This is a genomic window from Hoskinsella mucinilytica, from assembly GCF_045223415.1.
GTDB classification, from domain to species: domain Bacteria; phylum Bacillota_I; class Bacilli_A; order Erysipelotrichales; family Erysipelotrichaceae; genus Hoskinsella; species Hoskinsella mucinilytica.
In genome coordinates, this window is the sequence record NZ_JBEQZJ010000027.1 from 35,054 (window position 1) to 53,693 (window position 18,640).

Sequence of the window (18,640 nt, forward strand, 5' to 3'; positions counted from 1 at the left end):
AATTAAATCCTCTATGTATTATTATAAAGAAAAAGCTTACAAAAGAAAAGAATAAATTACATCTTTCCTTAAAAAAAGGACACGAGTTGTGTCCTATTTACCAAATGCTTGGCTCATTACTTCTTCAGCAAAGTTATCTTCACGTTTTTCGATACCTTCACCTACGTTGTAACGAATGAAGCTTACAACTTCAGCCTGGCTTTCTTTCAAATACTGAGCAACTTTCTGATCAGGATTCAAGAAGAATTCTTGTTCTACCAGACAAGAGTCTTTTAAGTTCTTGCTAACTTTACCTTCGATGATACCAGCCAATACCTTTTCAGGTTTGTTAGCTAGTTTTTCATCGTTTTTCACGATTTCGATTTGAACTTTTCTTTCGTGTTCTACAACTTCAGCAGGCATTTCATCACGAGATACATACTGAGGAGCCATACTTGCTACCTGCATTGCGATATCTTTCGCAACTTTTGCATCTTCTTTTCCTTTTAATACAACAAGTGCAGAAATTTTTCCACCCATGTGCATATAAGAACCGAAGAATTCATCATCAGCTTTTTCTACAACAGCGATACGACGAAGACTGATTTTTTCTCCGATCGTAGCAGTAGCAGTTGTTACCATATCAGCAACAGTTACACCATCAAGCGTACAAGCCAATGCTGCATCTAAATCAGCTGGTTTCTGAGTTAACAATACGTTTTGGATATTGTCTAATAAGCCAAGGAACTGTTCGTTCTTTGCAACAAAGTCAGTTTCTGAATTTACTTCAAGAACGACACCCACATTGCCATCTACAGCAACACGAGTCAAACCTTCAGCAGCAATACGGTCGCTTTTCTTAGCAGCCTTTGCAATTCCTTTTTCACGTAACCAGTCAATGGATTTTTCCATATCCCCGTCACATTCTGTCAATGCTTTTTTACAGTCCATCATTCCTGCGCCTGTTTTTTCACGCAGTTCTTTTACCATTTGTGCAGTAATCATCTGTATCTTACCTCCCTTGATTATTCAGCAGCTTTTGTTTCAGCTGGTTTTGCTTCTGCAGCAGCTTCTGTGTTAGCTGTTGCTTCTGCTGGTCTTACGTTTTCACGTTTTTGGTAAGGTGCTCTAGCTCCACGTCCATTGTTGTTACGGTTACGGTCATATGGACGACGGTTTCTTCTTTCTTCATTTCTCTGACGACGACGTCTTTCGTTTTCAGCGATTTGTTCTTCTACGTTGATGATAACATCTTTCATAGTTACATCAGTTTCGTTTTCATCTACATTGTGAGCAACGCTTAACAATCCGCCTTTTGCTTCAACGATAGCATCAGCCATCAATGTTGTGATCAATTTCACTGAACGAATAGCATCATCATTAGATGCGATTGGGTAATCTACCATTTCTGGATCACAGTTTGTATCTACCATTGCAAATACAGGGATACCCAATTTTTTAGCTTCTGCAACTGCATTGTGTTCTTCTTTTGGATCGATTACGAACAATGCATTTGGAAGTTTCTTCATTTCTTTGATACCACCTAAGAAGTTTTCCAATTTTGTTTTTTCTTTTTTGATCTGAGCAACTTCTTTCTTAGGGTATACATCTAATACGCCACTAGCTTCCATTTCTTCGATTTCAACAAGACGTTTTACACGTTTTTGAATCGTACGGAAGTTTGTTAGCAATCCACCAAGCCATCTCTGGTTAACAAAGAAGCTTCCTGAACGAAGTGCTTCTTCAACAACTACAGCCTGAGCTTGTTTTTTAGTTCCTACGAATAATACCTTACCGCCTTTTTCAGCGATATCTTTCATTGCAGCATATGCAGTTTCAATCTGTTCCATTGATTTCTCAAGGTTGATAATATAAACTCCATTTCTGCTTGCGTAGATGTTTGGTTTCATTTTAGGGTTCCATCTACGTGTCTGATGTCCAAAGTGCACACCAGATTCCAATAATTTTCTCATTGTAACTACTGACATTTTAATATCCTCGCTTTCCGTTGTACCTCCATCATTTCAAACCATAGCAACTTATCATCACTGATCAATGCAGCTAAAGCACGGGCTATGCGAATCCATGATGTGTGTATTGGTGCTTTTCTTGTTCGCACCGTTGGTTATTATACCATAGTTTTTTATACATTCAAATACTTTTCCATAAATTTCTTATCATTTTGCCCTTGGATGTGCGTCCTTGTAAGCTTTTTTCAAACGCTCCTGACTCACATGGACATAAATCTGGGTAGTTGAAAGAGAAGAATGCCCCAAAAGTTCTTGTACAAACCTTAGATCTGCACCATGATCCAATAGATGCGTTGCGAAACTATGACGAAACATATGAGGGTGGATATGAATGGAAAGTCCACTATTTTTTGCCGCAAGTTCCATACGATATTGTACCCCTCTGGAAGTCATTGGAGCGCCACGTTGATTCACAAACACGATACCATGCTCCTGATTCACCCACTTATCACGAACCTTTGTGATATAAAGTTGTAATCTGATCCCTGCCTCATCAAAAAACGGAACGATTCTTTCCTTATTTCCTTTTCCTATGACGTGTACGATTTGATCTACCATATCAATATCCTCTAGCCGTAATGCGATCAATTCACTTACACGTAAACCACACGCATACATCATCTCAAACATGGCTCGATCACGAATGGTTGCGTCATCTTGTTGATCCAAGGAATTCAAAAATACGTCCATTTCATCTTGAAACAAAAATTCCGGAATTCGTTTTCCTATCTTTGGTGATTTCAAATAAAGAAAAGGATTGCTCTTGACCCCGATGTAGTCATTCAGATAACGAAAAAAAGAACGAAGAGAGGACAATTTTCTTGCAATGGTTGAATTTTTCACCGTGCCTCTTGTCCCCATCTTCATTCTTAACGCAGCAACATAATTCATAACGACCATGCGATCTACATCATCCAAACGATCAATACTTTCACTACTCAAAAAATCATAAAACTCGAGAATATCTCGTCGATAAGCCTCTAACGTATGTACGCTTCCGGTATTCATAGAAGAAACATGATCTAAGAATCGATTCAAATAAATCGCAAAAGTATCTTGTGCTTCCATTACTCTACAAACGATTCCTTATAAGATGCTACAACATCCAATGCTTGTTTCGCAAATGCTTCTTTTCGATCCTTTTTCTTTACCTTTCCTTCTAATCTCATGATACCGAAATTAGCGTTCATCGGTTGAAAATAGGACGCACTTGCATGCGTAATGTAATTTGCCATGGAACCTATCACACAAGTATCTGGTAGCACCACAGGTGCTTTCCCTTTCATGATATTTGCCATATTCAATCCAGCCAACAAACCACTGGCAGCACTCTCCACATAACCTTCTACACCAGTTAACTGTCCCGCAAAAAACAAGTCATCTCTTGTAATGTGCTGATAAGTTGGACGTAGTACCTTAGGTGCACATAAATAAGAATTACGATGCATAACTCCATAACGAACGATCGATACATTTTCTAATCCCGGAATCATGGATAAAATACGTTTTTGTTCTCCCCATTTCAAATGCGTCTGAAATCCTACCACATTATACAAAGATGCAACAGCATTATCTTGACGCAGTTGAACTACTGCATAAGGTAGCGTACCATCTGGACATTCTAAACCAACCGGCTTCATAGGTCCAAACAGCAAGGTTTTCTTACCCCGTCTCGCCATTTCTTCAAACGGCATACAACCTTCAAAATAAGTTTCCTTTTCAAATTCATGAAGCTCTGCGGTTTGCGCATGGATCAGTGCATCATAAAAAGCTTCGAATTCTTCTTTGTTCATCGGACAGTTGATATATGCAGCTTCTCCTTTATCATATCTAGATTTGATATAAGCCTTATCAAAATTGATACTATCTTTTTCAATGATCGGTGCAGCGGCATCATAGAAATGAAAATAATCCTCATGTGTATACTCTTGAATGGAAGCAGCTAACTTTTGACTTGTCAAAGGCCCACTTGCAATGATCACAGGACCATCCATGATATGATCAACTTCTTCATATACAACTTCTACCAAAGGATGTTGCTTTAACGTATCACTCACCGCTTGAGCAAAGCCATCACGATCTACTGCCAAAGCACTACCTGCCGGTACACGATGCTCATCTGCACAGCGCATGATCAAAGAATCCAATTGACGCATTTCTTCTTTCAATATACCAACGGCATTATTCAAAGAATCCGAACGAAGAGAATTACTACAAACCAATTCCGCAAATCGATCGCTTCGATGTGCAGGAGAAGAAACCTTTGGTCTCATTTCGATAAGGCGCACCGGTATACCACGTTTGATTAATTGATAACAAGCTTCACTACCTGCCAAGCCAGCGCCGATGATGGTTACCTTTTCCATTAAGCTTCCTCTTTCTTTTCTTCAGCTTTCTTTGCTGTTTTCTTCACAACCTTTTTGGTCGTCTTTTTCACTGTTTTCTTTGCTGCTTTCTTTTCTTCTTTTTCCTTTTCTTTTTTCGGATCTTTTTTGATATAGCGACATTTCGGATAATTGCTACACCCTACAAAAGTTGTACCGAAACGAGATTTTCTTTGAACCAGCTCATTTCCACATTCCGGACACATTTCGCCTGTAGGAACCGGCTCCTCTTTCGGTTTATTGCTCTTGATATATTTACATTCCGGATAATTACTACAAGCCAAGAAAGAACCATAACGACCTTTTTTTGCCACAAGCTTACTGCCACACTTTGGACAAACCTCATCTGTGGCATTTTCTTCCTCATTTTCTGCTTTTGTATAACGACAAGTCGGAAAATTGATACAAGAAATGAATTTACCATATCTTCCTACACGATACACCAATTCGCTTCCACATTCCGGACACATCTCTCCGGTACGTTCCAGCTCTTTTTTCTCCATATTCTCATATGCATTCTCAAGCAAAGGCTCAAATTCATTATAAAATGTTCGCACTTCTTCAATATTATCTCTTGTTCCAGATGCAATTTCATCCAAGTGATGTTCCATATTGGCAGTATAAGAAACATTGATGATCCCACTAAAGAATTCTTGTAGCTTGGTATCTGTCAATTCTCCTTGTTCACTTGGGAAGAACACCTTAGTTTTACTTCCCTCGCTGGCACGTTCTAAAGAAACATAGCCTCTAGCTTGTAAGGTATCGATGATGATTGCATACGTACTAGGTCTTCCGATTCCTTTTTCTTCAAGATCCTTGATCAATCTAGCCTCACTATAACGAAGTGGTGGCTCTGTAAAATGTTGTTTTCCTTCTAATTCAACATCTTTAAGGATTTCCTGTTCTACTAATGCCGGTAACATTTCATCTTTTACCGTTTCATAAGCGTTGTAAATCTTTAAATAACCATCAAAGGTCAAAATGGAACCATTGGCACTGAATTCACAACCATTGCTCACGATTTGTGCATTGACAACATCAGATTTACTTGGCGCCATCAAAGATGCTAGCGTTCTCGCATAAATTAATTTGTATAGCTTATATTGATCATTTGTCAAATATTCCTTCACTGCATCCGGAGTGTTCCATACATTAGTCGGACGAATTGCCTCATGAGCATCCTGAGCATTCTCACTGTTTTTCTGACGTGCCTTTCCCTTATATTCTTTTCCATACGTCTGTTCGATATAATCCTCTGCATCCTTCACGAATACATCAGATAATCTTGTAGAGTCGGTACGCATATAAGAAATCAAACCTTCAGGGGATCCTCCGGCCAAGGCAATACCTTCATATAACTTTTGTGCGATCTGCATTGTCTTTTTAGCACCAAAACCAAGTTTCGTGCTAGCTTCCTGTTGTAAGGTAGATGTAATAAATGGCATCTTTGCTTCTTTTTTACGAACTTTCTTTTCGATGCTTTGCACAACAAAATCCTGTTGACAACGCTGAATGATCGTATCAACTTCTTCTTGTGTCTTTAATTCCGCTTTTTTACCATCCACACGATTTAAGGATGCACGAAATTGTTTTCCATCCTTTTCGATATTGGCAGCCAATGTCCAATATTCTTCGCTTTTAAATGCTCGGATTTCATTTTCACGCTCTACGATCAAACGCAAAGCAACGGATTGCACACGCCCTGCACTTTTACTTTTGATTTTGCTTTGTAATAGTTTGCTAAGTTTAAATCCAATGATACGATCCAACATACGACGAGCCTCTTGCGACTTCACCAGATCCTGATCGATCTTTCTTGGATGTTGAAATGCCTCAGTAACAGCATTCTTTGTGATTTCATGGAAGATGATACGATTATCTTGGTCCATATCCAGATCCAAGACATTCGCTAAATGCCATGCAATCGCTTCTCCCTCACGGTCAGGGTCACTTGCCAAATAAACTTGATCACTTTTTTTCGCAAGTTCTTTTAATTCTTTTACGACCGCTTTTTTATCCGTACTGATTTTATAGGTTGGCTCAAAATCGTGATCCACATCGATTCCCAGCCCTCCCTTGCCTGTTGTCGCAAGGTCACGAATATGTCCTTTAGAAGATACGACATGAAAGTCTTCTCCTAGATATTTTTCTATTGTTTTAGATTTGGAAGGTGATTCCACAATTACTAAATTTTTCATTACAGCCTCCTAGCATAAAATATACGTATCCTATTATTAGCGTATATTTCCGATTTGTCAAACATTTTATTTTAAATATCACGAATATCATCCTCATCCACCAAAATATTCGCTCCTTGAGAAATCAATAGATTACAGCCTTCTCCCTCTTTTTTCATAAAGTCATGTGGTACACAATAAATAGGAATATCCAGTGCCAATGCTTCATTTACCGTAATCAATGTTCCACTTCTTTTTTTGGCTTCAATCACAACCAGACAATCACTTAATCCTGCAAGAATACGATTGCGCCATGGAAAGTGATAAGCTAATGGCTTACTCCCTTTGGGATACTCGCTTATCAAAAGATGATGCTGCGCAATTTGGCGATATAGCCATTCATTTTCTTTGGGATAACAAATATCCAAACCGCAACCGATCACCGCTATTGTATTACGATCCAATGCATAGCGATGTGCCAATCCATCCACTCCTTTTGCTAATCCTGAAACAATGGTATACCGTTTTTTTACTTCATTTGTGATTTTCACGCACATGTCTCTACCAAATACACTGGTATCCCGACTCCCGATAATTCCACAACCATCATTTTTCGCCAAAGAAAGATTACCTTCATAAAACAATACCCATGGCGCATATTGTAGCCTTCTTAATTTCATTGGATATTGGGCATCTAATATGGTAACGTAATTCCCTTGATAAGTGATTGGCTCCCAAGGCTCCTCTTTTTCGATTGCTCGTTTGATTCTTTGATAATTGCCATCATACTTGACGGCATAGTACAAAAGTTGTTCTCTCATTTTCATTACCTCCTATTATTCTATACGTATAAAAGAGGCGAAAATCCTAAATTTTATAAAAAAACAAGTATATTTTAGAAATACACCTGTTTTTTCGTCTTTTTTATGTTTCTAAAGCTTGTGATAACCATTATTTTTTATGGTTGATCGTATCCTTGATGTTGTCTTTTAACCCTTTATCTGCATCATCGATCAAAATTTCTTTGGCACTGGTCAAAAGACTTGCCATATTTTGCAGTTCACTAGGAACCACAATTTTCGTTGCCTTACCATCCGCCATTTTTTCATAAGTTTCCAAGCTCTTCAAGCTCAAATATTCTTTTGTTGGATTTGCATTTTTGATCATTTCAATACCACGAGCCTGTGCTTCATAAATACGCTCCATCGCTTGTGCTTGCCCTTCTGCTTCGGCAATCATAGATTCTTTTTTCGCATTAGCACGAAGTACCATTGCTTCTTTTTCACCTTCTGCAGTTAAGATATTGCTTCGTTTATCACCTTCTGCACGAAGGATAGATTCACGACGTTCACGTTCTGCACGCATCTGTTTTTCCATAGCTTCTTGAATATCACGTGGTGGAATGATATTTTTGACTTCCACACGATTCACTTTGATGCCCCATGGATCGGTTGCTTCATCCAAGATGCTTCTCATTTTTGTATTAATAATATCACGAGATGTTAATGTTTCATCTAATTCCAAATCACCGATAATATTACGTAGTGTCGTTGCTGTTAAATTTTCAATTGCTGTAATCGGTCCGACAACCCCATACGTATAAAGTTTAGGATCCGTAATTGCAAAATATACAACAGTATCGATCTGCATCGTAACGTTATCTTTTGTGATAACAGGTTGTGGCGCAAAATCTTTTACAACTTCCTTTAAAGTCACCTTATTGGCAACACGATCCACAAATGGAATCAAGAAATGCACTCCGGTATTCCAAGTAGAATGATATGCTCCCAAACGCTCAATTACATATGCCTTAGCTTGAGGTACGATACGTACCAAATAAGCAAAGAAACCAATCAAAGCCAATGCTAATACGACCAATGCAATAATTGTAAATAAATTCATACATTACCCTTCTTTCTTTTATTTATGTGAAACTACTTTACGAACAAGTAGTTTAGCACCTTCAATAGCGATCACCTTAACATTATCATGTTCATCTATCACATCATGATCAACACTGACCGCACTCCAAATCGTCCCATTGACCTTAACCTCTCCCCATGTATCTTCACCGATCTGTTTCACAACCACGCCAATTTCGCCAATACAGCGATCACTGTTGGTTGCGACAGTATTACCACGAAGATAGCGAGAAGCCATCGGTCTAACGACTAGCATACTTACGATAGATACAATTGCGAATGCCCCAATTTGTAGCCATAACGGTAGATCTAATAATGCCAACAGAATTCCAATGACACCGCCAACGGCAAACCAAATACTAATCAAAGCAGTAGGTGTAATCAGCTCCAGCACAACTGCCGCAACACTGATACCTATCCAAATTAAGACCATCATAGTTTCACCCCTTGTCCTTAACAAGCTCATGGAGATCTGCAATCAGCATATTCTCCTCATCATCAAATGTTGCGCTAATTTTCAATCCATCAATCGGTGCATCGATCATTAACGATATTTCTTCAATGATTGCTTTATTTGAAATACGTGCATAGCCTTTCCCTACAGAAACCTTGTGGAGCTGTTCCAATGGAACCAAATTCAAATCAACCTCTCGTTTGGTTACCGGCTTGATTGCCAATTGAAACGTTTCCCTGTCGACGCCAATCATAGACCATCTTACATCCTTGAAGTAAGAAGCAGCACTGCTGTTTAGTGTAATATTGCTCGGATACAACGTAATTACTAATGTATAGACATTACCCTTGACCCATTCTAGCATACTGCCACCACCTTTCTTGGCTTCATTATATTATTTTTCTTATTTATTTGCAACTATTATTTTGCTAATTTCTTATTTTTCTTATTTTCTTTCAGATATCCAATACCAATTGATTCATTTCCGCAACCGGCCCATAACTTTTTCGATAGATTTTATCTATTACACCATATTGATGCATCGCCTCAATATGAGCTTTTGTCGGATATCCCTTATGCCTAGCAAAGCCATATTGAGGAAACTGTTTATCATATGCCTGCATGATACAATCCCTTGTTACTTTTGCTAAAATGCTCGCTGCCGCAATGCTCACGCTTTTTTGATCTCCTTTTACCAAAGAAATCACCTCTAAAGGATTGCCCGGAAGTGGCATGGCATCGGTCAATACCCCATCTGCCTCTTGAAACATCATACTAAGATCTTCCATCGTCTTTTGGGTTGCTCGATAGATATTCAAAGAATCGATCACATCCGGTTCTACGATTGCGATGTGATACTCACTGGCAAGTGCAATGATTTCACGAAACAACAATTTTCGTTTCTTTTCACTTACTTTTTTAGAATCATAAATTTCCTCATGAGAGAAGCCAGGAGGAAAGCTAACTGCCGCTACAACGAGAGGACCTGCAATCGGTCCTCTTCCTGCTTCATCTATTCCAATGATCTTCTTTTTTCCTTGTTGCCACCATGCAATTTCATATTCATTCTCACACTTCATCTGGTACCTCCCAGCTAATAGCGCCTAGTTTTTCATCTCTGATTTCTCTTAGAAACGTTTCGATGGTTCGCTTTTCATCTATTTCATCCTGATTTTTGAGGAAGCCTCGCTTCATAGCCACACGTTTCAACATAACATAAGGATCTTCGCATAACGCTACATCATACCGTTTGACCAAAAGCTCAGGTTTATTTTGAATCAAATAGCGCATTGCCCATGCCGCAATCTCTTCTAAAGGTAAAATTTCATCTCGAATAGCTCCTGTGATTGCAAGCAACACCCCAACGGTTTCATCTTCAAATTTTGGCCATAACACCCCAGGTGTATCCAATAATTCTAATTCTTGATTGACTTTTGACCATTGAAGAGAACGTGTAACACCTGGTCGATCCCCTGTTACCGCCACCTTTTTTTTCGCTATCCGATTGATAAAAGTACTTTTTCCTACATTGGGAACACCTACGACCATAGCACGAATAGCTCTGGGACGAATCCCTCTCTTGATCATTCGATCGATTTTAGCTTTCATCAAGGTCTTGCTCGCTGACACTACCTTTGGTGTAATATTTTCTTTTAAAATATCCAAGGCGATGACACTTGTCGTTTCATTGCTCAATGCCTTGATCCATTTTGCGGTAACCGCATCTTCAGCTTTGTCCTTTTTTGACAATATGATCAGTCTTGGCTTTTGACCGCATAATTGTTCGATCAATGGATTTTTGCTCGCATTCGGTATTCTGGCATCTCTTAATTCTATTACCATATCCACCATCTTCATGCGTTCTTGCATCTCTCTTTTGGCCTTGGTCATATGACCTGGAAACCATTGTATCCTAATTTTCTGTTCCTGTTGTTCCACCTGATACATACCTCACTTTCGATAAAGGAGCATAAACCAACACTCCTTTTGCTTTGATTTGACTTCGTTGAAATGCTCCTATACTTGGATTTCTGCTATCTAAGGAATGATTGCGATTATCTCCTACCACAAAATATTCATTTTCTCCCAATGTTACCGTATCCATATCTTGTGTAAAAACAGAAAGTCCGAGTTCTTTCATATCTTTTGTTTGATATTCTTTATCCAAAAAGGGTTCTTCAACCATTTGATCATTGATATATAATTTGCCATCTCGATAAGAAACGCTCTCTTTCGGAAGACCGATGACACGTTTTACCCACAACTCATTACTTTCCTCATGTTCTACAACCACAACATCAAAACGCTCTATTGATGTCAAATAGCTTGCCGCAACATTGATAAATACGGACTCCTTATCTTCTAGTAAAGGATACATGCTATTTCCTACAACTTCTTTTTTTCTTGCAATCAGCATAAAAAACATAAGGGCAACGACAATCGCTATCACTGCTACACGAAGCAACTCTAATAAATCAATTGTCAAGTCAGTTCTATCTCGTTTTGTTTGATTTCGTTTTTTCATATTTATCACTGCTTTCCTGCAATCAGCACAAAAATGCCACTTGCCTTAATGGAATCACGTTTAAAGGGACCGAATCGCCGAGAGTCATCTGATAGCTTTCGACTATCTCCCATAAGAAAATATTCATCTTCCTTTAATGTGACCGGCCCAAAATCATTGGTAAAAATACCTTCAAATTCTCTTGTTGTTTTCGCAAAATTATTATGTTCATTCGCAATATATGGCTCATCTAATGGGATTCCATCTATATATATCACATCATCCTTAGCATAAATCGTCTCGCCTGGTAAACCAATCACACGTTTGATCAACGTTCGAGTTGTTTTCGTGATGGCAGGGTCATAAGCTACAACGATATCATATCGTTCAATATCCAAAAATCTTCCTTGAAATGCATTACTTAACGCAAAACTTCCATCCGTTAAGGTAGGATACATGCTTCCTCCATATACACGAACAGGTTTGATTCCAAAGTTCACAACCGTATAAACAAGAACAAAGCACACCAAAAATATTTTCAATAAAGAAAATAAATTAGACGCAATTACTTTTCCTAATGTCTCTTTGGATTCCTCCGTGTGCCTGTTCTTTGAGCCAGCCATCTTTCATTCCTCCAGTAGGCGAATTAAGCTAATGAAAAAGCCGAGCAAATACCCGACTTTTTCCTTTACTAACGAATTTCTTTGATACGAGAAGCTTTACCTGAACGTCCACGTAAGTAGAATAATTTATTTCTTCTAACTTTACCGTTACGTACTACTTCAATTTTCTCAACAATTGGAGAATGGATTGGGAATGTTCTCTCAACACCAATCTGGTTAGAAATCTTACGAACTGTAAAGTTCTCAGCGATTCCTCCACCCTGTTTAGAAATTACCAAACCTTCGAAGATCTGGATACGGGATTTGTCACCCTCTTTGATCTTAACGTGTACACGTACGGTACTACCTGGTTTAAAGAAAGGTACATCTTTCTTTAATTGTGATTTCGTTACTTCATTTACTAACTGCATGTTCATAATTACGGCGCTCCTTTTCTATCATATATAACGTTGGGCTCATTCATCATTCATGATCAGCGGAACCTCGTGCCAATAGGCTATATCATAATAGCATAATCAGAGCACCTTTGTAAACAGTTTTTTCATTTTTTTACATTTCGTCAGATGCTTGTTTTTTTGGAAAGTTTACGGGTACTTTCTTGTCATTATCATATCATTTCCTATAGTAATTGAAAAGATATTTTCTAAAAATTAAGATATTTCAACATTCTTTGTATATCTTCTCTTATCATTGTTATTTTACTTTTTTCTATTTTCAGATTCTTTCCTGTCATGATGTAGGATGGAAACACTCTGATTTCACCATCCATATAGCGATCTTTTCTAAGTTTATATGTAGAACCAGCCGGTATGACACGCTTCTTTTTGTGTTTTCGGTTTAAATAGGTATATGTTTGAATCGCAGTATCTCCCATCAACATATATACTTTCACATTTGGAAATTGTTTTAATTCTTCTTCCAATTGATCAGCATATCGTTGTAGTAGTTCTTTTGTTATGTTTGTTTCAGACTTAGGCTTCTTACATACATTGGTAAAATAAAATCCCAACTCTTTTAGCTGTATCATTTCTTTCCCTTCTAAAGACGTACCCTTAAATAATGCCTTCACACTATTCGCATATTCTCCATCTTCCTTTCCATAAAAATCATCTTGATCATTCATGGGTGCACATTCATTCACAAAAACTACAACGATGTTATCTTCCATATCATCATCTCCTTATAGATATGACTTTAGTATAACACAAGAAAGCTGACATCTTATGTCAGTATAGAAAAAGAAATCACGCTTTTTCTTCCATGATTTCCTTCATTAGTTTTGTTTCTTCTTTTGTAAAGGTACGATGTTCCAATAAGTCAGGGCGCTTCTCCATCGTGCGAAGTAGCGATTGTTTTAATCGCCATTTACGAATATTAGCATGATGTCCGCTTAACAATACATCAGGGACACGTTTTCCATCATATTCGATTGGTCTGGTATATTGGGGATATTCTAATAATCCGTTCTCGAAGGAATCATCTTCATGGCTTTCACTAAGAATGACTCCATTCAACAGACGAATGATTGCATCACTGATGACCAAGGCAGCAGCCTCTCCACCTGTCAAAACAAAATCGCCCAAGCTTACTTCTATATCTACATAATCACGGATTCTCTCATCAAAGCCTTCATAATGGCCGCACAAAAGGATCAAATGCTCGAATTGCGCAAATTCATGAGCCGTCTGTTGTTGAAAGGTTTTCCCTTGAGGAGACATCATCACAACCACACTGCGTTCAGTGCGAACCGCTTTGATACAATCCACGATTGGCTGACAGGATAACAACATCCCCTGACCGCCACCACATGGTGTATCATCAACATGATGATGTTTATCTAACGTATATGCACGAAAATCTACTGTTTCAAAACTGACAAGATTGCGATCAATTGCTCGTTTGATGATAGAGGTTGAAATAAAGCTGTCAAAAAACTCAGGAAATAGGGTCAACACCGTTATTTTCATAATCCCTCCACCAGCTCTACATGAATTGTTTTCTCGGTTTTATCATATGCTTTGATAAATGCTTTCACATAAGGAATCAGATATTCTCGTTCTCCGCAAACACGAAGCACTGCATTCGCACCTGTTTCAATTACTTCTTTCACAACACCAAGTTTTGTATCATTGGTGTCATAGACCTCACAATCCATTAATTCAAAGAAATAGACTTCATCTTCTTCAAGTTCATGCAATTGATCTTCATTGATATAAAGAGAATTGCCTTTCCATCCTTCTACTGCATTGATATCTTCATACCCTTCAAAGCATACAAGCAAAAGATCCTTTTGTTGTCTAACATATTGGATCCTCAATGCTATGTCTTGATCATGATGATGCATATGAATCGTATTTCCTTTTTTAAATCGAATATCAGGGAAGTCCGTCAACGGCTTGATTTTCACTTCCCCTTTCAACCCATGTGTATTTACCAAAACACCAATTTTTATCTGTTTCATATAGTCCTCCAAAAAAAGGATGCGATTTGCATCCTAATAAGATTCGAATTTGATGGTGACACGTTTATCTTCCTTACGAGAAGCAACTGACATCATTTGACGAATGCTGGTAGCCATCATTCCACGACGCCCGATCAAACGAGCAACATCCTCACTGTTTGCGTAAACATACAATAGAATTTCGTTATCATCTAGACTATCCATCTGCTTAACAGACACATTTGTCTTGTCTTCCACCATCGGTTTTACAAGATCCAATAAAACTTTTTCGTAATCAATCATGATTATTTAGCGTATTTTTCATCATGCAAACGTTTCATAACACCTTGTTTAGAAAGGATGTTACGAACAGTATCAGTTGGCTGAGCGCCATCTTTCAACCATTTAACAGCCAATTCCTCATTGATTGTTACGTTTGCAGGGTTTGTTGTTGGATTGTAAGTACCGATTGTTTCAATGATACGTCCATCTCTAGGTGAACGAGAATCTGCAGCAACTATTCTGTAAAAAGGTTTTCTTTTAGAACCCATTCTTTTTAATCTTAATTTAACAGCCATGTTATTTCCTCCTATTTATCTTATTACCTGTCTTAGTATACCATAGTTTTTTGTGGTGTCAAGTATTTTTACTTGACACTTTGTTTTTTTCTAAACAAAAAGCTTATCTCTCGTTATCCTTGAGTAACATAGGATCGGATAAGCTTTATCATCATTATCTGCGTTTCTTATTTTTCTTCATTGCCTTTTTCATCGCATGGGCTTGTTTCATGCCACCTAGGCCTCCCATTCCAGGCATACCTGGGATACCACCGCCTTTTGCCATGCTAGACATTTGTTTCATCACCGTTTTCATCTTTTCGTATTCACTGATACAACGATTTACATCCGCTACCGTTGTTCCACTACCTTTTGCGATTCGGTTCTTACGACTTGCTCGTAAGATATTAGGATTCTCTCTTTCTTCATGCGTCATACTCAAAATAATAGCTTTGCTTTTTTTCATTTTATTATCCGCTTTGGCTTCATCTACTTGACCCGCCATCTGTGAGAATCCCGGAATCAGCTTCATCATTCCACCAAGAGAACCCATTTTTTCAATCTGCTCATATTGAACCAACATATCTGTTAATGTAAATTGACCACTCATCATACGATTAGCACTCTTTGTACTGGCTTCGATATCCATTTTTTCTTGTGCTTGTTCCACTAAAGAAAGAATGTCACCCATACCCAAGATACGATCTGCCATACGGTCTGGATGGAATACATCTAAATCATCGATCTTTTCACCTAGACCAATAAATTTTACAGGAACATTGGTAATTGCTCGCACAGACAAGATTCCACCACCACGAGAATCACCATCTAATTTCGTCAACACTAGCCCTGTAACATCTAGTTGTTCATGAAAACTGTTCGCTACATTAACAATATCTTGTCCTGTCATTGCATCCACAGTTAAAAGAATATCATCAGGGTGTACGAAAGCTTTGATATCTCTAAGCTCTTGCATCAATTCTTCATCGATATGCAAACGCCCGGCAGTATCGAATATTACGGTATCATATCCATGTTCCAAAGCATATTCCATCGCTCTCTTTGCTGTTTCTAAAGCTTTGGTCTCTACACCCAAAGAGAATACTTCGATACCGATGGTTTCTCCCAATGTCTGTAACTGTTCAATTGCTGCAGGTCGAATAACATCACATGCCACAAGCAAAGGATTTCTACTTTGCTTTTTCTTAATAACATTGGCAATCTTAGCACTTGCCGTAGTTTTACCAGTACCCTGTAGACCAACCATCATGATTGTTGTAATACCAGATGTTTTATAATTTAAAGGAGCATCATTCGTTCCTAAAAGATCCATGATCTCGTCATGAACGATTTTCACAACCATTTGACCTGGGTTCAATGAAGTCATGACCTCGGTTCCTAATGCTTTTTCTTTTACTCTAGCAATAAAATCTTTGACAACGCCATAATTTACGTCTGCTTCTAATAATGACATACGTACCTCACGTAACATGTCATTCATATTTTTTTCGCTAAGTTTTCCTTTTCCTGTTATATTTTTAAACGTTTTTTGTAAACGATCACTTAATGATTCAAATGCCATATGCAAATTCCGCCTTTCTCATACATTTCTTGTTTATTATACCATAGCACTTTCTTTTCTCAAAGGCTATTTTAACTGAATTTCAGTATGTGGAAGCGTTGATTGATACTCTTTTAATTCAATGATATGTTCGTTTTCATCAAAACGGATGATACTCACACCATCAAACGCATCCTCTTCCCCTTCATACACACTATGAAAGTACCAAGTCACAACTGCTTGATTTCCGGATTCGATATAATCACGAATTTCCCATTCCAAGACTGATCCAAATCGTTGCCAATCTTGAAACCATTTATGTAAAGTTTCTAATCCATGATAAAAAGGACCATAGCATTCATAATAAGTAATCTCTTTTGAAAATATATCATCAAAGCATTCATCCTTCTTTTGCAACCAACTCTTAAAATACAACTCAATTTTTTCTTTCCTATTCATAATGAATCCTTTCAAAGCTTTCGATAGCATGTGATATGAAATTGAATCATGGTCTGTAATCGTTCCATACGAAATAATTTATCTACACTTTCTTTTGGTGTTCGCCAATAATATGGCGTCATTTGAAACAAAGCCTTGATATCTGCTTGATCCTGAAGAAGGATTTCATCCTCTAACAGTTCCTCAGTAATCAATTCAAAGCCGTCATATCCGGTTTCTATTTCATTTTCATAAACATCTTGATATAAGACCTTCTTCATGTCGATAAGGTGTTTAGGTCCCGGTGCCACCTTTAAAAATATCCCCTTTTGTTTTAAGACTCTTGCATTTTCACGAATATCAATAGGTGCAAAAACAGAAACAAGTGCATCTGCACATTCATCAGATAGTGGCATATGAAATATATTGCATACCCCATAAAATGCACCATTATGTGCTTTTGACGCTTCATCTACTGCATATTTAGATAAATCAAAACCAAAGGTTTCACAATGACATGCCTCATGAATGGCATTGGTATAGTATCCTTGTCCACACCCAGCATCCACAAGTACCTGAATGGAATGCTTTGTTAAAAGCTTTATCAATCTTTGTTGTAACATATGATAATAGCCATGATTCAAAAAAGTTGTTCTGGCCTTTACCATTTCTTTATCATCCCCAGTCGTTTTATGATTTCCTAGCAATAGATTTACATAACCTCTTTTTGCGATGTCAAAGCTATGATTTTGATCACATTGATAACGATGTTCCCTTTTCACTAACGTATGTTTACATTTTGGACATTCTAGCATATTCTTCTCTCTCTTTCTTTGTTTATTATACCATACTTAAAAAAACAAGAAAATGACCCATAAATGGATCATGTGAAAACAAAGTCTCCACACCTGAGTAGATTCCTCGCTCCCTCAGTAACATCGTTTTGTTTGATAGACCTTCTCCATGTTGTAATCACATCATAGAGCTATGCGTCTTTCTTTCATTACGATGCTTTTTTTATTTCATTTTGCAATTTCATTCTGTACGCCATGTATACATCGTCCAGTGTATATCATCACATATCAGATTGCATTTGTTAACTTATGCCTCTTTGGCAATCTTCTTCCACTGGGTGATTCTCTTTACATTACTCTTTCCATAACATTTCAGTTCTTCCGGTATTCTCTCTTCCAGTCTTCATATGGCATTGTCGTTCTTTGTTTCATCTGTTTTCTTCCACCAAAGCAACACTGTTTTACTCGCTTTTTCAAGCCTGATAAGCGGTATTCTTCTCGATGAAGGCGAAACAACAGCATCTTCTGTTCATTTTTCAACTGTTTCTTCTTTGGTTTCCATACCTGTACTTCTTCAAGATAATCTGCTTTCGTTGTCTTCTTATGATGGCTCTTTTCTATAAACATCTGTAATTGTTTATCTATCTTCTGAAGTTTCTTTTCATTGTTCTTCATACGGTTCGTGATACGCTTTATCTTTTTCTCCACTTTTTTCTGATGAAGTCTATTACTTTCGATACTTGCTTTCAATAATGCTCTTGCCTCATGAACTGCTGCT

23 protein-coding genes are annotated in these 18,640 nt (G+C 37.8%); all 23 read right to left on the reverse strand.

Annotation, left to right across the window (positions count from 1 at the left end; genetic code table 11):
• Positions 1 to 93: 93 nt before the first annotated feature.
• Complete coding sequence (gene tsf, locus UGRO018_RS11055; protein ID WP_416326545.1) at positions 94 to 984, reverse strand: translation elongation factor Ts; 891 nt, start codon at positions 982 to 984, stop codon at positions 94 to 96.
• Between the two features lie 20 nt (positions 985 to 1,004).
• A complete protein-coding gene (gene rpsB, locus UGRO018_RS11060; protein ID WP_416326546.1) occupies positions 1,005 to 1,967 on the reverse strand; it encodes a 30S ribosomal protein S2 in 963 nt (320 codons plus the stop codon).
• 189 nt (positions 1,968 to 2,156) lie between these two features.
• Positions 2,157 to 3,077 carry a site-specific tyrosine recombinase/integron integrase gene (xerA, locus tag UGRO018_RS11065; protein ID WP_416326547.1) on the reverse strand — a complete coding sequence of 307 codons (921 nt, stop codon included), beginning with the start codon at positions 3,075 to 3,077 and terminating at the stop codon, positions 2,157 to 2,159.
• Entirely contained in the window at positions 3,077 to 4,375 is a 1,299-nt protein-coding gene (trmFO, locus tag UGRO018_RS11070) for a methylenetetrahydrofolate--tRNA-(uracil(54)-C(5))-methyltransferase (FADH(2)-oxidizing) TrmFO (RefSeq protein WP_416326548.1), read from the reverse strand. The genes xerA and trmFO overlap by 1 nt, the downstream gene beginning before the upstream one ends.
• Positions 4,375 to 6,591: a type I DNA topoisomerase gene (topA, locus tag UGRO018_RS11075; protein ID WP_416326549.1), complete on the reverse strand. Its 2,217-nt coding sequence runs from the start codon at positions 6,589 to 6,591 to the stop codon at positions 4,375 to 4,377. Before topA ends, trmFO begins: the two co-directional genes overlap by 1 nt.
• Positions 6,592 to 6,662: 71 nt before the next feature.
• Entirely contained in the window at positions 6,663 to 7,391 is a 729-nt protein-coding gene (dprA, locus tag UGRO018_RS11080; RefSeq protein WP_416326550.1) for a DNA-processing protein DprA, read from the reverse strand.
• Between the two features lie 130 nt (positions 7,392 to 7,521).
• On the reverse strand, positions 7,522 to 8,472 hold the full coding sequence (locus UGRO018_RS11085; RefSeq protein ID WP_416326551.1) for an SPFH domain-containing protein: 951 nt from the start codon (positions 8,470 to 8,472) through the stop codon (positions 7,522 to 7,524).
• A gap of 18 nt (positions 8,473 to 8,490) precedes the next feature.
• Entirely contained in the window at positions 8,491 to 8,928 is a 438-nt protein-coding gene (locus tag UGRO018_RS11090; RefSeq protein ID WP_463667560.1) for an NfeD family protein, read from the reverse strand.
• A 4-nt stretch (positions 8,929 to 8,932) separates the two neighbouring features.
• Positions 8,933 to 9,310, reverse strand: coding sequence for a hypothetical protein (locus UGRO018_RS11095; protein WP_416326552.1), 378 nt, complete (start codon positions 9,308 to 9,310; stop codon positions 8,933 to 8,935).
• Between the two features lie 91 nt (positions 9,311 to 9,401).
• The gene (locus UGRO018_RS11100) at positions 9,402 to 10,025 is read right to left on the reverse strand and encodes a ribonuclease HII (protein ID WP_416326553.1); all 624 of its coding nucleotides are present in this window, start codon (positions 10,023 to 10,025) and stop codon (positions 9,402 to 9,404) included.
• Complete coding sequence (ylqF, locus tag UGRO018_RS11105; protein ID WP_416326554.1) at positions 10,015 to 10,884, reverse strand: ribosome biogenesis GTPase YlqF; 870 nt, start codon at positions 10,882 to 10,884, stop codon at positions 10,015 to 10,017. The genes UGRO018_RS11100 and ylqF overlap by 11 nt, the downstream gene beginning before the upstream one ends.
• Positions 10,859 to 11,470 (reverse strand): signal peptidase I, encoded by a 612-nt coding sequence (gene lepB, locus UGRO018_RS11110; RefSeq protein WP_416326555.1) that lies wholly within the window; start codon positions 11,468 to 11,470, stop codon positions 10,859 to 10,861. Before lepB (UGRO018_RS11110) ends, ylqF begins: the two co-directional genes overlap by 26 nt.
• Positions 11,471 to 11,475: 5 nt before the next feature.
• Positions 11,476 to 12,072: a signal peptidase I gene (gene lepB / locus UGRO018_RS11115; protein ID WP_416326556.1), complete on the reverse strand. Its 597-nt coding sequence runs from the start codon at positions 12,070 to 12,072 to the stop codon at positions 11,476 to 11,478.
• Between the two features lie 68 nt (positions 12,073 to 12,140).
• The gene (gene rplS / locus UGRO018_RS11120; RefSeq protein ID WP_117452205.1) at positions 12,141 to 12,488 is read right to left on the reverse strand and encodes a 50S ribosomal protein L19; all 348 of its coding nucleotides are present in this window, start codon (positions 12,486 to 12,488) and stop codon (positions 12,141 to 12,143) included.
• Between the two features lie 227 nt (positions 12,489 to 12,715).
• Entirely contained in the window at positions 12,716 to 13,240 is a 525-nt protein-coding gene (locus UGRO018_RS11125; RefSeq protein ID WP_416326557.1) for a uracil-DNA glycosylase family protein, read from the reverse strand.
• Positions 13,241 to 13,316: 76 nt separating this feature from the next.
• Positions 13,317 to 14,039, reverse strand: coding sequence for a tRNA (guanosine(37)-N1)-methyltransferase TrmD (gene trmD, locus UGRO018_RS11130; RefSeq protein WP_416326558.1), 723 nt, complete (start codon positions 14,037 to 14,039; stop codon positions 13,317 to 13,319).
• Complete coding sequence (gene rimM, locus UGRO018_RS11135; RefSeq protein ID WP_416326559.1) at positions 14,036 to 14,533, reverse strand: ribosome maturation factor RimM; 498 nt, start codon at positions 14,531 to 14,533, stop codon at positions 14,036 to 14,038. The genes trmD and rimM overlap by 4 nt, the downstream gene beginning before the upstream one ends.
• 33 nt (positions 14,534 to 14,566) lie before the next feature.
• Positions 14,567 to 14,815 (reverse strand): KH domain-containing protein, encoded by a 249-nt coding sequence (locus tag UGRO018_RS11140; protein ID WP_416326560.1) that lies wholly within the window; start codon positions 14,813 to 14,815, stop codon positions 14,567 to 14,569.
• Between the two features lie 2 nt (positions 14,816 to 14,817).
• Positions 14,818 to 15,090: a 30S ribosomal protein S16 gene (gene rpsP / locus UGRO018_RS11145; protein WP_416326561.1), complete on the reverse strand. Its 273-nt coding sequence runs from the start codon at positions 15,088 to 15,090 to the stop codon at positions 14,818 to 14,820.
• A 154-nt stretch (positions 15,091 to 15,244) separates the two neighbouring features.
• Positions 15,245 to 16,651 carry a signal recognition particle protein gene (gene ffh / locus UGRO018_RS11150; RefSeq protein WP_416326562.1) on the reverse strand — a complete coding sequence of 469 codons (1,407 nt, stop codon included), beginning with the start codon at positions 16,649 to 16,651 and terminating at the stop codon, positions 15,245 to 15,247.
• A gap of 66 nt (positions 16,652 to 16,717) precedes the next feature.
• The gene (locus tag UGRO018_RS11155; RefSeq protein ID WP_416326563.1) at positions 16,718 to 17,089 is read right to left on the reverse strand and encodes a nuclear transport factor 2 family protein; all 372 of its coding nucleotides are present in this window, start codon (positions 17,087 to 17,089) and stop codon (positions 16,718 to 16,720) included.
• A gap of 11 nt (positions 17,090 to 17,100) precedes the next feature.
• Positions 17,101 to 17,883, reverse strand: a complete 783-nt coding sequence (locus UGRO018_RS11160) for a putative RNA methyltransferase (RefSeq protein WP_416326564.1) — start codon at positions 17,881 to 17,883, stop codon at positions 17,101 to 17,103.
• Positions 17,884 to 18,234: 351 nt separating this feature from the next.
• A partial coding sequence (locus UGRO018_RS11165) for a hypothetical protein (RefSeq protein ID WP_416326565.1) occupies positions 18,235 to 18,640 on the reverse strand: 406 nt, incomplete at its 5' end.

What these genes read in the sequence shown, in the direction of transcription:
- trmD (WP_416326558.1), bottom strand. Translation starts at nt 14,039, where the DNA reads ATGAAAATAACGGTGTTGACCCTATTTCCTGAGTTTTTTGACAGCTTT.
- rpsB (WP_416326546.1), bottom strand. Translation starts at nt 1,967, where the DNA reads ATGTCAGTAGTTACAATGAGAAAATTATTGGAATCTGGTGTGCACTTT.
- UGRO018_RS11140 (WP_416326560.1), bottom strand. Translation starts at nt 14,815, where the DNA reads ATGATTGATTACGAAAAAGTTTTATTGGATCTTGTAAAACCGATGGTG.
- lepB (WP_416326555.1), bottom strand. Translation starts at nt 11,470, where the DNA reads ATGAAAAAACGAAATCAAACAAAACGAGATAGAACTGACTTGACAATT.
- rimM (WP_416326559.1), bottom strand. Translation starts at nt 14,533, where the DNA reads ATGAAACAGATAAAAATTGGTGTTTTGGTAAATACACATGGGTTGAAA.
- UGRO018_RS11160 (WP_416326564.1), bottom strand. Translation starts at nt 17,883, where the DNA reads ATGCTAGAATGTCCAAAATGTAAACATACGTTAGTGAAAAGGGAACAT.
- rplS (WP_117452205.1), bottom strand. Translation starts at nt 12,488, where the DNA reads ATGAACATGCAGTTAGTAAATGAAGTAACGAAATCACAATTAAAGAAA.
- UGRO018_RS11125 (WP_416326557.1), bottom strand. Translation starts at nt 13,240, where the DNA reads ATGGAAGATAACATCGTTGTAGTTTTTGTGAATGAATGTGCACCCATG.
- UGRO018_RS11090 (WP_463667560.1), bottom strand. Translation starts at nt 8,928, where the DNA reads ATGATGGTCTTAATTTGGATAGGTATCAGTGTTGCGGCAGTTGTGCTG.
- UGRO018_RS11155 (WP_416326563.1), bottom strand. Translation starts at nt 17,089, where the DNA reads ATGAATAGGAAAGAAAAAATTGAGTTGTATTTTAAGAGTTGGTTGCAA.
- dprA (WP_416326550.1), bottom strand. Translation starts at nt 7,391, where the DNA reads ATGAGAGAACAACTTTTGTACTATGCCGTCAAGTATGATGGCAATTAT.
- UGRO018_RS11085 (WP_416326551.1), bottom strand. Translation starts at nt 8,472, where the DNA reads ATGAATTTATTTACAATTATTGCATTGGTCGTATTAGCATTGGCTTTG.
- trmFO (WP_416326548.1), bottom strand. Translation starts at nt 4,375, where the DNA reads ATGGAAAAGGTAACCATCATCGGCGCTGGCTTGGCAGGTAGTGAAGCT.
- lepB (WP_416326556.1), bottom strand. Translation starts at nt 12,072, where the DNA reads ATGGCTGGCTCAAAGAACAGGCACACGGAGGAATCCAAAGAGACATTA.
- xerA (WP_416326547.1), bottom strand. Translation starts at nt 3,077, where the DNA reads ATGGAAGCACAAGATACTTTTGCGATTTATTTGAATCGATTCTTAGAT.
- rpsP (WP_416326561.1), bottom strand. Translation starts at nt 15,090, where the DNA reads ATGGCTGTTAAATTAAGATTAAAAAGAATGGGTTCTAAAAGAAAACCT.
- UGRO018_RS11095 (WP_416326552.1), bottom strand. Translation starts at nt 9,310, where the DNA reads ATGCTAGAATGGGTCAAGGGTAATGTCTATACATTAGTAATTACGTTG.
- UGRO018_RS11100 (WP_416326553.1), bottom strand. Translation starts at nt 10,025, where the DNA reads ATGAAGTGTGAGAATGAATATGAAATTGCATGGTGGCAACAAGGAAAA.
- topA (WP_416326549.1), bottom strand. Translation starts at nt 6,591, where the DNA reads ATGAAAAATTTAGTAATTGTGGAATCACCTTCCAAATCTAAAACAATA.
- ffh (WP_416326562.1), bottom strand. Translation starts at nt 16,651, where the DNA reads ATGGCATTTGAATCATTAAGTGATCGTTTACAAAAAACGTTTAAAAAT.
- tsf (WP_416326545.1), bottom strand. Translation starts at nt 984, where the DNA reads ATGATTACTGCACAAATGGTAAAAGAACTGCGTGAAAAAACAGGCGCA.